This window comes from Bacillus stercoris (assembly GCF_029772985.1).
Lineage (GTDB): Bacteria > Bacillota > Bacilli > Bacillales > Bacillaceae > Bacillus > Bacillus stercoris.
In genome coordinates this window covers 1,944,590-1,957,651 of record NZ_CP121861.1, presented here as the reverse complement: position 1 = coordinate 1,957,651, position 13,062 = coordinate 1,944,590, and the positions used below count along the sequence as shown (strand labels likewise).

Here is a 13,062-nt window from a genome sequence, read left to right as displayed (position 1 = left end):
ATTCACCTGCACGTTTAAGAAACACTCTCTTGGACTTCGATGCTATAGTATGCGACTTGGCATACAGATGCATCCTCTATTGCCTAAATCGGCAAAATGTTTCAGGAGATCCCAAGACTTGGGTATTCTTCTGTTTTTCGGGCTTTCGTTCAATTAAGATATGCGATTCATTATACGATTGACACTTTTACTTCACTTGATTTTCAAACGTATTTACTAAATCCTCCATCTCGTGGGTTTTCCCTCTCGCCATTAAAGATTCAACAGCGGTTTCCACTTTTTGTCCGTTGAATAGAACCTGATGGAGCGCCTCTGTAATCGGCATTTTGACATCATATTTCTTCGAAAGCTGGTAAGCCGCTTTCGTCGTTCGGACGCCTTCGACTACCATTCCCATCTCTTCAAGAACGTCTTCAAGCTTGTACCCTTTTCCGAGCAAATTGCCCGCACGCCAGTTTCTGGAATGAACACTTGTGCATGTCACAATTAGATCGCCTACTCCTGTCAATCCAGAGAACGTCAAGGGATTCCCGCCCATTTTCGTTCCAAGTCTCGCGATTTCGGCAAGTCCGCGTGTAATCAAGGCAGCTTTGGCGTTGTCGCCGTACCCTAAACCGTCTGTAATTCCTGCAGCAAGGGCGATAATATTTTTTAAAGCCCCTCCGATTTCAACTCCGATAACATCAGGATTTGTGTACACCCGAAAATTATGATTAATAAATAAATCCTGCACCTCTTCCGCTGCTTTCATGCTTTTTGAAGATGCAGTAACAGTTGTGGGGTGCCGCAGCCCTACTTCTTCCGCATGACTCGGACCAGAAAGGACAACGATATCTTTTCTGACATCACTCGGAAGCTCTACTTCCATAATTTCAGAAATGCGCAGGAGTGAATCCGGCTCTATCCCCTTGCTGACATGGACAAAGACTGCCTTTTTCGTTATAAAAGGGACAGCCTGCCTCAGCACTTCCCGAATCGCTTTTGTCGGAACCGCAACGATAATGACATCTGCGTCTGAAACAGCCTCTTTCATATCTGTTGTTCCTTTAATGGATGTAGACAGCTTAACATTCGGCAAATAATCCTTGTTTTCATGCAACTCATTAATTTGATGAATTAAATCTGCACGGTGAGCCCACACACACACTTCATTTCCATTATCAGTTAGAACTAAAGCCAGTGCTGTTCCCCAACTCCCCGCTCCAAGCATTGTGACTTTTTTCATGTTTGATTCACACCTTTTTATTTTCTAGCTCTTGCAAATATTTTGATTGGTGTCCCCTCAAAACCGAACGCGTCTCTGATTCGGTTTTCTAAAAACCGTTCGTATGAAAAATGCATCAATTCCGGATCATTTACAAACACAACGAAGCTTGGCGGCTTCACCGACACTTGGGTCGCATAGTAAATTTTCAAACGCGAACCGTTATGAGTCGGTGTCGGATTCATTGCCACAGCATCCATGATGACATCATTTAAGACGTTCGTTTGAACTCGAAGTGAATGATTTTCACTTGCTTTGATAATTGCAGGCATCAGCGTATGAATCCGTTTTTTCGTTAAGGCAGACATAAATAGGATTGGCGCATAATCCAGAAATTGAAAATGATCGCGAATATTTTCTTCAAATTCTTTCATCGTGCTCTCATCTTTGTCAACAGCATCCCATTTGTTTACGACGATTACGACGGCCTTGCCCGCTTCGTGTGCATAACCGGCGATACGCTTGTCCTGTTCAATAATGCCTTCTTCGCCATCAAGCACAACCGCCACGACTTCTGAGCGGTCAATCGCTTTCAGCGCCCGCAGTACACTATACTTCTCAGTCGTTTCATAGACTTTCCCTTTTTTTCGCATACCTGCAGTATCGACAATGACAAACTCCTGCTGGTTGTAAGTAAATGACGTATCAACAGCATCTCTTGTCGTTCCAGCCACGTTGCTGACAATAACGCGTTCTTCGCCGAGCATGGCGTTCACAAGTGAGGACTTTCCGACATTCGGACGTCCGATCAGACAGAATTGAACAACTTCCTCATTGTATTTCGTTTCTGGAATGTTTTTAAAATGCTCTGCAACGGCATCCAGTAAATCACCCAGTCCGAGTCCGTGTGTTCCCGAAATTGGATATGGCTCGCCAAAGCCTAGCGAATAAAAATCATAAATATTCGCTCTCATTTCTGTGTTATCCAGTTTATTAACCGCTAAAACAACAGGCTTTTTTGTGCGGTACAAAATTTTCGCTACTTCTTCATCAGCAGCTGTCACGCCTTCACGGCCGTTCACCATAAAAACGATCACGTCCGCTTCATCCATGGCGATTTCAGCCTGCTGGCGAATTTGAGCTAAGAACGGCTCATCACCGATATCAATACCGCCCGTATCAATCAAATTAAAATCATAATTCAGCCATTCAGCCGAGCTGTATATCCGATCCCTTGTCACGCCAGGGGTATCTTCTACTATTGAAATTCTTTCTCCCGCAATCCGGTTAAAGATTGTGGATTTTCCTACATTTGGTCTCCCGACAATGGCTACGACAGGTTTACCCATAGTACCCTTCCTTTCGATCCAGCCGCTTTCATTTTTACATAAATTTTCAACCGGTTATTAAAATCATTTTATTCACTTTTATGAAAAGAAACCCTTCTGAGGAAGGGCTTAACTCATTTATTATATCAGTTTTTACTGGGATCACAACTATTCTTAAAAATGTTTCACGATCAAATACACGTCATCTCCGATTCTATGCGCTATTCCATCAAGGATCGCCTCAAGATTTTTAGCGAAAAGCTCCATCTCCTTTTGGTCATTGCAAAAAAAGACAGGCGCTCCCCCTGCAGCCCGGTTTCGATTTGTCGTAATCACAGACAAAATCACTTTCGTGAGAGATTCACTCATCCTATCACCTTATCCTGATTCTTGATAAACTCTGTCGGCATTCTAATCGCATTTTCCAGGGTTGGAACATTGCTAATAATCTGTACTGCCGTTTCGGGGTGGTGAATTTGCGGCAGAACAAAAACTGCCACTCTCCCGTCATTTAAATCCCGTTTTGCAATTGGGGTCAGAGACGGCTCTCCTGAATCTCGATAAACCCCGAGCACATTGGAAACATCAAATAAAATCGCCTGACGCTGCCCTAAATTGGCTATCGTCGCTGCTGAATTAAAGTTTTTTGGCGTCAAAATAAAGCCCATGCCATGCTTTAAAATCAGCTCCTGTTTCTCTGGAAGCCCGATATTCATCATATAAATATTATCAACAAACAAGCCCGGACCGTCAAAGCGTGGCTTTATGTACTCGATGTCTACAATATCCTTTAATACACTGCCCGACATAAATTTCATGGCCAGTAAGAAACAAACGACAGCCGCTATGACTGCAGCCCAGATGGATAAAAACACATACGCGGAGGTTGTCAAAAGCGCTGTAAAGATCACAATATAATTTCTGCTTTCAAACGCAATGGCAATCCCCTCAATATATGTGCTTCCCCTCGAGACAAGTTCATACGAATCCATTTGCGTCAATGTGTTCCGCTCCATGTTTCGAACATCTCTAAATTGCGTCGCTGCCAACGTTAAAAATGTGATGGCCGTAAATTCCTGCTGCAAAAGCGCCGGCATAATAATTGCACCTAAACCAGCCGCTATCATCCCCAGAGCGATATGAATCACTTTCCCATGAATATAAGTCGGATACTGGCGATAATCCGTTTTCAGCATATAAAGCCTTGTTGCAATACCGGCGATGACCCCCGCAATAATCGGATAGATGTAATCACTCATGACATTTTGGTAGCTCCTTTGTTTGATCTTTTGCTTTTCTGACCAATCTGGCTTGCGAGCTGTTCGTATTTAGATATGCCAAACAGCAATATCATCCCCGCAGAACACGCATTCAGCCATTGAAAGCCGCCGACAGCCAAAGCCCCGGCCAACTTCTGAATCACAAATGAATACACCAGTTCGCCTTGGCACATTCCGAGGACAAATAAGGCAAGCTGCTTCTCAAAATCCCTTTCAACAGAAGCTGTCAAAAGCACTATTAATATAACGGCAGCCCACTCAGGTTTTATGATGAACCAAACCGGGTCATATAATGCAAAAAGATAAACAAACGCATAAGCGGCAACAAGCGTCAGACAGACTAGAATGTAACGGAAACGATACATTCTTAAATACCCGGCATAGACACACCCGCAAACGAAAAACATTATATATGCAGCGTTAAGGGAAAAATATAAAGCGATGTCATGTATGCTAAGAATAATATTAGTTAAAATAAAGACAGAGACGGCAAATCGTCTTTTTGTCTTTTGGATAATAAATGTTGTCAGAACCCACAGAAACCACATTGACCAATAGTAATAAAATTGTTCCATTTTACACTTCCTCCATATTTCCAGTATGGAGTCAAAGCGCATTTTTTAAACAATCTCTCTCACAATTAAGGAGTATGATCATGGGAAAAGACAGACAGGAAAAAAAACTCAAAGCTTCAGGAAGAGTCGAATCAGACCGCGACCAGTCCATTCACTATGACGGAGCGACAAGCCTTGAACAAAACGGAAGATTCAAAAAACGAAAATCATAATGCAAAAAGCCCAAACCACATATGGTTTTGGGCTTTTATCATTTATCGCACACTATAGCTTGATGTATTGACCCCTCTTTCTGTGAGCCAATGATGGGTTTCACCTTTGATTACAAGAGGCGCCTTTTGTAAATCGGCAATCGTACTGGCGCCCAGCACGGTCATAATCATCTTTAATTCCTCAAGAATCAGCTGAATCTCCTCAAGCAATCCTTCCTCACCACTGTCAGTCAGCGCTTTTAAAAAATGCCCTGCCATTCCGGTACAAGAGGCCCCCAGCGCAATTGCCTTTGCCACGTCAAGTGCATCCTGCAGGCCGCCAGAGGCGATCATGGTGCTTGCGGGAAACTCAGAGCGGATTTCCGCCAAACTTGCAGCTGTTGAAATGCCCCACGAATTAAAAAAGGTGATTTGCCGCTGCCTTCGGAGATTTTCAATTTTGGAGAAATTCGTCCCCCCATAACCGCCAATGTCAACAGCTGTAGCACCAGCTCCATACAGCTTCCCTGCTGATTCTTTGCTCATACCGAATCCGACTTCTTTCACAATGACTGGTACACTGACATGACTGCAAATTTGTTCAATACGTTCCAGTGCCCCTCTAAAGCTTCTGTCTCCTTCAGGCATCACAATTTCCTGAATCACATTGAGGTGGATCTGCAGTGCGTTTGCTCCAATCATCTCAACTGCTTCCTTTGCCTGAGCAGCCGTTGCCTCGCTTCCCAGGTTGGCAAAAATCAGCCCGTTTGGGTTTTCCTTTCGAACAATTTCATAGGAAAGACGCTCTGATGGATCTTTTAATGCTGACATTTGCGATCCCACAGCAAGAGGAATTCCAGCCTGAGAAGCCGCTCGCGCAAGCGATTTATTAATCTCATATGTAAGTTTTCCGCCGCCGCCAGTCATTGCATTGATAAAAATCGGCGAACTGCTTGAAAGTTCGCCGATTTTTGTGGAAATATCTACTTGTTCTAATGCAAGATCGGGCAGACTGACGTGAACAAACGTAATATCATCAAGACCTGTTTCCCGCTTTTGGCCGGTGGACAAGGCATGATTGATGTGTTGTCTTTTTCGTTCTGCTCGAGTCACGTTTATCACCAATTATTTTAGTTTATTCAGCTTATCTCCGATCAGATCTCCAAGCTGGAAGCCAGTGCTTGTTTCTTCCTTCGCTTGATATTGACGGTAATCTTCCTGGTCAGCTTTAGGCGTTTCTTCAAGTTCACGCATACTTAATGAAATGCGCTCCTCATTTTCATTCACATCAAGAACCTTCACTTTTACAGTCTGTCCTTCTTCAAGGACTTCATGCGGCGTGCCGATGTGTTTATTGGAAATTTGAGAAATATGAACGAGACCTTCAACACCTGGAAGGATTTCAACAAAGGCACCGAAGCTTACAAGACGCTGTACAGTTCCTTCAAGCACATCGCCAGGCTTCACTTTTTCGCCGATTTGGCTCCAAGGTCCAGGCAGTGTATCTTTGATTGATAATGAAATACGTTCATTATCGCGGTCAACCGATAGCACTTTCACTTTTACTTCTTGTCCCTCTTCAACAACGTCAGACGGTTTCTCTACATGAGAGTGAGAAAGTTGTGAAATGTGCACAAGTCCGTCGATGCCGCCGATATCAACAAACGCGCCAAAGTCAGTCAGGCGCTGCACTTTGCCATCAAGTACACTTCCAACTTCAAGAGACTGAAGAAGTTCCTGTTTTTTATTCGCTTGTTCACTTTCAACAACGGCACGGTGTGAAAGGATCACGCGGTTTTTATCACGGTCAAGCTCTACAACAAGCAGAGACAGTGTTTTTCCTTTATAGTCAGTGAAATCTTCAACGAAATGTGCTTCAACAAGCGATGCCGGAATAAAACCGCGAACGCCGATATCAACGACAAGGCCGCCTTTCACGACATCTTTTACTTCAGCTTCAAACACTTCTTTTGTTTCAAATTTTTTCTCAAGGTCTTCCCAAGCGCGGTCTGCATCAACAGCACGTTTAGATAAAATCAAAGCATCGTCTTCCACTTTTGTTACTTTCAGGTCAAGCTCGTCGTCTACTTTAACAACATCCGATGCTTTCTCTACATGAAGACTTGATAATTCACTGATTGGAATAATACCGGATTGTTTAACATTGATAATTTCTACATCTACATGCTTGTCCTCTACCTTTGTGACAATCCCTTTAACTACATCTCCAACCTCTGGCACTTGAACATCAATTTGATTCATTTCCTCTGTCATTTGAATAACCTCCTTGGTCCAAACCTACACAGCTTAATTAAAACGGTTTGAAAGCTGAACATATAACATGCCCGCTTTTAGCCGAATATGTATTAAAGAATCATCCAAAAAAGTTTTTTGAATGATCAATAAAAAGTTTTATTAGTATTAACTTCTAATAAAAGGACAGGTTTGTCAAGCAATAACATTCTATCTTCGTTGAAAAATTCAAAAAAAGTGGCATTTGCCATCCTCAGCGGGACTTTTGCTCCACCGCCTCGAGGATTTTATCAGCTACCTCTTGAATGGAAAGCGATGTTGTGTCGATTTCAAGAGCGTCTTCTGCTTTACGCAGTGGAGATACCTCACGCTCTGAATCAAGCTTGTCTCTTCTTGCAATTTCCTCAATTAAAGTTTCGTAGTTGACATCAAAGCCTTTTTTTACATTTTCTTCATAACGGCGTTTCGCTCTCTCTTCAACAGATGCCAAAAGAAAGATTTTCACCTCTGCATTTGGCAGCACGTGAGTTCCAATATCACGACCATCCATGACAACGCCGCCTTTTTCCCCAAGCTGCTGCTGGCGTTTCACCATTTCTTCTCTGACACTTCTATGCTTGGCCGCAATTGAAACCTGGTTGCTGACTTCATCTGTTCTGATCGCCTCAGTTACATCAGTGCCGTTTACAAGCACTTTTTGTCCTTCTTTTGTCGTAATCAGTTCAATGTCAGTCCGCTTTAATAGCTCAGCCAATTTTTCTTCATTTGTCAGCTCAACGTTTTCTTGTAAAGCCGCGTACGTTATCGCCCGGTACATTGCTCCTGTATCAATATATATGTACGATTTTTTCTCAGCCACAATTTTGGCGACAGTGCTTTTCCCTGCAGCTGCCGGGCCGTCGATTGCAATCGATAATTTCTTTTCCATAATTCCTCTCCTTGCTCTTTTCTCCTCTATGGATTGTATCATGAACTTTATGAAAAAGGGTGAAAAATTGATGAATAATTAATGTTTGAACGTTTCAATCCTATTGTTTTCCGCCATTTTATCCACCCCTTCATATTGAATCACTTTTGATACGTATGGTTCAATATGCTGATAGTGAAAAAGAAATTGGACACCAAGTAAAATGATGGCCTGAATGAACACTAATTTGATCAGCAGCCGTTCAAATGTTTTCATTGGAGCACCTCCATTACTAATAGTATGGAAGTGTTTGACGATGTTTATTCCATTCGGGCTTTTCTTCTCTTTTTTAACTGGCGCCGAATGCAGTATTGAAGCAGAGCCTGCTGGTCACTTGCTGCAATTTCTGAATACTCTAAAGTCATTTTGCGTTTTCCTGACTTTGGGTCATCAAAGAGACGTCTGACAACCGCTTCTGTTTCTATTTGACGTGTGTGCTCCTCTTCAGAAAGACAGATGATCAGGCGCAGTGATTCCCCGGCTTGAAAAGAACGTCCATCAGCTAAAACCACGGCGATGCCGCCTGCACTAATGTTATAGGATAGTGTGCGGAATTCTTCTTCATTTGCCGGCTGAATTTGCACATCTAATACCGCATCAGTTCTTACATACTGGCGGCGCTGGATTCTTTTCATTTTTTCACGGGGAGGCACTTCAAGACAGATCATTTGAAGTTTGTCCTTCACTTTGCCTTTTATACGGCTTGTAAAGCGGTAAGGAACTTGGTCTTTACCCACAAACTCTACCGTTATCTCCATATCATTATGTAAAATCACAGTTCGCCCTGTAACTACATCAACCGGATACGCGATCAAAAGCTCATTGTTTTCGATACTTACCGCCTTAGTTTTTGCCTTTTTCAATTCATTTTCTTCTATATATTCTAAAAGTACATTTTCTCCAATCTCTATCATTGACTTCACTCTTTCGTATTCATTATACTCACGTTTTTATTAAAGCACGTAATGAAAAAAAGGAAAAGACATTTAGTCCTTTCCTCCTGTTTTTTATAGGTCTTTATATATAGGCTCTGCATTTTTTAATTTTTCAACCTTTTCTTCTGTGCCATCATTGGCATTTATATACATTCTAAATGTGTCATTTTCAATGGTTCCGAGCATTTCATAGCATAACACTTCTTGACCAAGTTCATTTGTAATTAAAGCGAGCCTTGTTTCTCTCACTTGTACATTTTTATTTAATTTAGATTTTGCCTCTGCTTCAGTAATTGCCGGCTTAGGTATAGTTCTTTTTCTATGGGATGTTAGGAAGTCTCTTGCTGAAAAACCGACAACCTCACCGTCATCCAAGGCCACTTTCATGCGGATTGCCTCCGGGTACATCCGGACTTTATTTTCAACAGGAACATATGAAAATACGCCGATTTTATCATATTGGGCACTTTCATCAATTTCCAAATCATCTGTTTCAAATCCGTTTTTCTTTAAAAATGCGAGCGCTCGGTTCGATCCGTCATTCAAACTGATTTTCTGGTTTTTCACTTCTCTGTTTTGGATCAAATATACCGGATGCCCGCCCTTCTTCGTGATATCCATATAAATCGCTGCTTTATGGTCTGGGTCTTTCATGCTGATGCTATATACATCGCGATTTGTTTTTTTTCCGCTCTTTACCACCTTAATTGAATAATTGTCATCAGGGGCAAAGCGCTCAGCAATTTGTTTTGCTTCCTGTTCGGAAATTTGTTTTCCCTTCAGGTGGCTGAAACCCTTTTCTTCTTTTTTCGTGCTGGTGAAACTTGGGCCAAGGTCAGTGTCGGTGGAGAATGCACCAACATTCTTTTCGACAGTTTTAAAGCTGTTGATAATTGTATTGTCACTTTGTTTTTCGTCTGAAGCCAGTGCCATTTCTACGTCCATCCAGCGAAGGTTTTTGCTCATGACAAGGTGCTGAACATGGCGCAATTCATTTTGGATATCTTCAGACTGCTGATATAGCTTATTTAGTGATGTATACTCGTTTTTATCAAGCGGCTTCTGGTCCAAATCTCTGACTGACGTTTTATAGCTGAAATCACCGATCTTTGATAATAGCTCTTCCGTTTTATTAAACGGCATTAATGTAAGCGGCAGCTGACTGACGCTGTTATGTGCTTCAGAAGTAATCCTCCACACATCAATCAATGCAGGCGACAGTGATTTTTGGCTGTTCATGGCAAGTGTTGTTCCGATTTTATCATGAAGCTGATCCACCTGATAGGTAAGCTCATGAAACGCCCGCTGATAGTTATTTTCAGCATGAAGAAGAACTGCGTCTTTTTCCTGGTGTTCTTTGTATCCCCAGTAGCCTGTACCGACTATTGCAATACCAAGCACGGCGATTAAAATTCCTCTGATCATTTATCACACCTCTTTTTATGCTTTCTCATATCTGCTACTCACAGAAAATGTGTTTACCGATTCTTTTAATCTGAGGACGCCCCCAAATCCACGGACTTGTAGCCGTATCCGGATTAAAGTAGTAAAGTGCTTCCTCTGACGGGTCCCAGCCATTAATGGCATCCAGCACCGCTTCTCGAGCCGTTTCATTCGGCTGCATGTAAATTTGCCCGTCGGCTACTGCTGTGAAGGCAAGCGGCTCAAAAATAACCCCCGCCACTGAATTTGGAAATAACGGGCTGTTCAAACGGTTCAAAATGACTGCTGCAATCGCAACCTGCCCCTCGTATGGCTCGCCCCGGGCTTCGCCATAAACCGCTTGAGCAAGCAGCCTGATATCGTTGTTGGAAAATCCACCAGGCATGTTCGCTGCTACTGCATCCTGTTTTCTTGCTTTTGCTGGTGTATTGTTTTGCTGTTTATTCGCATTCGCTTTAGGCTGCTGCGTTGTTTTTTCCGCAGGCTGTTTCTGCCTCGCTTCCGCTTGCTGTCTTGCTTTTTGTGTTGCTGCTTTTGACGGTTTCGTCTGATACTTCAGCGGAATTTTTCCGTAATGCGTGAATGTGTTCCCTTTATTGAGCTGTTCCATAACATATTCACGATAATACTTAGATTTGCATATTAAGGTATGCTTTGTTTTAGCCCCGACAAGGCCGTCAACCTCTTTTAACCCGAATTGATCCTGAAAATTTCGAACTGCCCAGTATGTTCCCCATCCATAAACCCCGTCAATTTTTCCGTTATAATATCCGTTGTATTGAAGACGCGCCTGAAGCTCGACCACATCATCCCCTGTTGCCCCTCTTTGAATGACCTGATTCGAAAAGGCAGAGATCGTTTCAGTATTAATAAACGTCGTTATTGTAAAGGAAAAAAGGATGAGACATGCCATAATCGATCCTTTGGACTTCATCTTTTCAAGCCTCCTACAGCAAATTTTTAAGTGTAATCGTATTTTCTGTAACGAGGTTATTTTTATACACTCTTTCCTTGTTATCCCTCAGAACATAAAATCTCTTTTGTAAAAACTGCACACAAAAAAGCCGCACGATTGCTGTGCGGCTTCTATACTTGCATCATATTAACGGAACGGGCTTTTTTCGCTTTACGTAAACCAAACCACCATAAAAATACCATAAATGGAAGCATGTAATAAATCCAATTACTAAGCGCTGTCAGGATAAAATCATATGATCCATGCAAAAGGGATGGGAGAACTAAAGAAAGAACAAGCCACTTCACACGCGCCTTATCAGCGGAAAAGCGCGCTTTTCCGAGGTAAAATCCCATTATCACACCAATCAAGGCATGGCAAGAAACAGGCAGGAGCGCTCTGACAAACGCATGCTCCACACCGTGTCCAATTAAATAAAGAATATTTTCGAGGGTTGCAAAACCGAGTGATACACTTGCACCGTACACAATCCCATCATAATGCTCATCAAAATGGGCGTGCGGGTAAACACTGATCATCAGTATAAACCATTTTAATGATTCCTCTAAAAACCCTGAAGATAAAAAAGAAACGAAAAAGCTTCCGCCTCCTACATTCTCTTTTTCAAGTACATACTGGATAAACATTGTGGGAAATACAAGAACAACCCCGAGAAAAAACGACCGAAGCACCATATGTACAGGTTCATTATCATACTGATCTTTTAAATAAAAATAACTTAACAGCGCGATGCCGGGGGCAATTCCTGCAGAGATGATTGCAAACATCAGGCAACCTCTTTCCTTTATATTCCTACGTCTATCCTACCATGTTGTTTATCATTTTACATCTGTCTGCACGTAAAAAAACAAAAAGAGCATACGAATGCATCATATGCTCCTCATCTTTAGTGGTTTTCTCTTTTGGCGATTTCCGCTGCGATTTGCCCTCCATGAAACCTGCCGTTTTCAATAAATATTTCATTTGCATTGTTTCCCGCAGCAATAACCCCGGCAATAAAGACACCTTCAACGTTCGTTTCCATTGTTTCTTCATTGAAAAATGGACGTCCTGTTTCTTTATCAATCTCCACACCAATTTTTTCAAGAAATTGATGGTCAGGATGATAGCCTGTCATGGCAAACACAAAATCATTTTTAATGGTAATGAGCTCTTTCTCTCCGGAACGAAACACAACTTCATCCTCGGTGATTTTTTCGACACAGGCGCCAAATTCCATACGGATTGTACCGTTTCTGACGAGCGCTTCAAATTCGGGCAAGATCCACGGCTTAATACTTGGCGAATACTCATTGCCCCTATATAAAACTGTGACACGCGCTCCAGATTTCACGAGTTCAAGGGCGGCGTCCACACTTGAATTTTTCCCGCCGATGACCACAACATCTTTATCAAAATACGGATGGCCTTCTTTAAAATAATGAAATACTTTCGGCAAATCCTCACCGGGTATATTCATATAGTTTGGATGATCATAATAGCCTGTGGCGATGATACAATATGGCGTCGTGTAGATCTCTTTTGACGTCTCAATAACGAATGCGTTATTTTCCGTTTTCGTCACTTTATGCACCATTTCAAACGCATTAACACGAATGTTTTTCCGTTTAACGACTTCCCGGTAATACGATAAAGCCTGAATTCTGACAGGCTTCCTGTTTTCTGTAATAAATGCCACATCTCCGATTTCGAGCTTTTCACTTGAGCTGAAAAAGGTTTGATGTGTCGGATAATTGTAAATACTGTTAACGACATTGCCTTTTTCGATGACGAGGGCATCAATGCCAATTTGTTTTAGGTGAATGGCAGCAGATAGTCCACAAGGTCCTCCGCCTATAATAATTGCTTTTTCTTGAATCATTTCTGTCAACTCCTGCGATTGGCATTTCACTTCATATTTTCTATTTCCG

At 42.2% G+C, this 13,062-nt stretch carries 15 protein-coding genes; 1 reads left to right on the top strand and 14 read right to left on the bottom strand.

Features of this window, described 5'->3' with window-relative positions; all coding sequences use genetic code 11:
- Window positions 1–187: 187 nt before the first annotated feature.
- From QA442_RS10325 to QA442_RS10305, 5 genes are all read right to left on the bottom strand, one after another.
- Window positions 188–1,225 carry an NAD(P)H-dependent glycerol-3-phosphate dehydrogenase gene (locus QA442_RS10325; RefSeq protein ID WP_095431510.1) on the bottom strand — a complete coding sequence of 346 codons (1,038 nt, stop codon included), beginning with the start codon at window positions 1,223–1,225 and terminating at the stop codon, window positions 188–190.
- 17 nt (window positions 1,226–1,242) lie between these two features.
- Window positions 1,243–2,553: a ribosome biogenesis GTPase Der gene (gene der / locus QA442_RS10320; protein WP_014664422.1), complete on the bottom strand. Its 1,311-nt coding sequence runs from the start codon at window positions 2,551–2,553 to the stop codon at window positions 1,243–1,245.
- A gap of 153 nt (window positions 2,554–2,706) precedes the next feature.
- Entirely contained in the window at window positions 2,707–2,901 is a 195-nt protein-coding gene (locus tag QA442_RS10315) for a capping complex subunit for YIEGIA (RefSeq protein WP_004398137.1), read from the bottom strand.
- The gene (locus QA442_RS10310; RefSeq protein WP_014664423.1) at window positions 2,898–3,791 is read right to left on the bottom strand and encodes a YIEGIA family protein; all 894 of its coding nucleotides are present in this window, start codon (window positions 3,789–3,791) and stop codon (window positions 2,898–2,900) included. Before QA442_RS10310 ends, QA442_RS10315 begins: the two co-directional genes overlap by 4 nt.
- Window positions 3,788–4,387 carry a YphA family membrane protein gene (locus QA442_RS10305; RefSeq protein ID WP_095431509.1) on the bottom strand — a complete coding sequence of 200 codons (600 nt, stop codon included), beginning with the start codon at window positions 4,385–4,387 and terminating at the stop codon, window positions 3,788–3,790. Before QA442_RS10305 ends, QA442_RS10310 begins: the two co-directional genes overlap by 4 nt.
- An 80-nt stretch (window positions 4,388–4,467) precedes the next feature.
- On the opposite strand from QA442_RS10305, the gene QA442_RS10300 reads away from it, so the two are divergent.
- Window positions 4,468–4,599: a YpzI family protein gene (locus tag QA442_RS10300; protein WP_003225499.1), complete on the top strand. Its 132-nt coding sequence runs from the start codon at window positions 4,468–4,470 to the stop codon at window positions 4,597–4,599.
- A 42-nt stretch (window positions 4,600–4,641) separates the two neighbouring features.
- Here the strand turns inward: QA442_RS10300 and fni are convergent, their stop codons facing one another.
- From fni to QA442_RS10255, 9 genes are all read right to left on the bottom strand, one after another.
- The gene (gene fni / locus QA442_RS10295) at window positions 4,642–5,691 is read right to left on the bottom strand and encodes a type 2 isopentenyl-diphosphate Delta-isomerase (protein WP_095431643.1); all 1,050 of its coding nucleotides are present in this window, start codon (window positions 5,689–5,691) and stop codon (window positions 4,642–4,644) included.
- 12 nt (window positions 5,692–5,703) lie between these two features.
- Entirely contained in the window at window positions 5,704–6,852 is a 1,149-nt protein-coding gene (gene rpsA / locus QA442_RS10290; RefSeq protein ID WP_014477197.1) for a 30S ribosomal protein S1, read from the bottom strand.
- Between the two features lie 232 nt (window positions 6,853–7,084).
- On the bottom strand, window positions 7,085–7,759 hold the full coding sequence (gene cmk / locus QA442_RS10285; protein ID WP_040082757.1) for a (d)CMP kinase: 675 nt from the start codon (window positions 7,757–7,759) through the stop codon (window positions 7,085–7,087).
- Window positions 7,760–7,837: 78 nt separating this feature from the next.
- Entirely contained in the window at window positions 7,838–8,014 is a 177-nt protein-coding gene (locus QA442_RS10280; RefSeq protein WP_052438154.1) for a YpfB family protein, read from the bottom strand.
- A 44-nt stretch (window positions 8,015–8,058) separates the two neighbouring features.
- Complete coding sequence (locus QA442_RS10275) at window positions 8,059–8,712, bottom strand: cyclic di-GMP receptor DgrA (RefSeq protein ID WP_095431508.1); 654 nt, start codon at window positions 8,710–8,712, stop codon at window positions 8,059–8,061.
- A 93-nt stretch (window positions 8,713–8,805) separates the two neighbouring features.
- Complete coding sequence (gene ypeB / locus QA442_RS10270) at window positions 8,806–10,158, bottom strand: germination protein YpeB (RefSeq protein WP_095431507.1); 1,353 nt, start codon at window positions 10,156–10,158, stop codon at window positions 8,806–8,808.
- Between the two features lie 34 nt (window positions 10,159–10,192).
- Window positions 10,193–11,110: a spore cortex-lytic enzyme gene (gene sleB / locus QA442_RS10265; protein ID WP_014664430.1), complete on the bottom strand. Its 918-nt coding sequence runs from the start codon at window positions 11,108–11,110 to the stop codon at window positions 10,193–10,195.
- A 152-nt stretch (window positions 11,111–11,262) separates the two neighbouring features.
- Window positions 11,263–11,919 carry a glutamic-type intramembrane protease PrsW gene (gene prsW, locus QA442_RS10260; protein WP_014664431.1) on the bottom strand — a complete coding sequence of 219 codons (657 nt, stop codon included), beginning with the start codon at window positions 11,917–11,919 and terminating at the stop codon, window positions 11,263–11,265.
- A 119-nt stretch (window positions 11,920–12,038) separates the two neighbouring features.
- Window positions 12,039–13,013, bottom strand: a complete 975-nt coding sequence (locus QA442_RS10255) for a YpdA family putative bacillithiol disulfide reductase (RefSeq protein WP_095431506.1) — start codon at window positions 13,011–13,013, stop codon at window positions 12,039–12,041.
- Window positions 13,014–13,062: the final 49 nt, after the last annotated feature.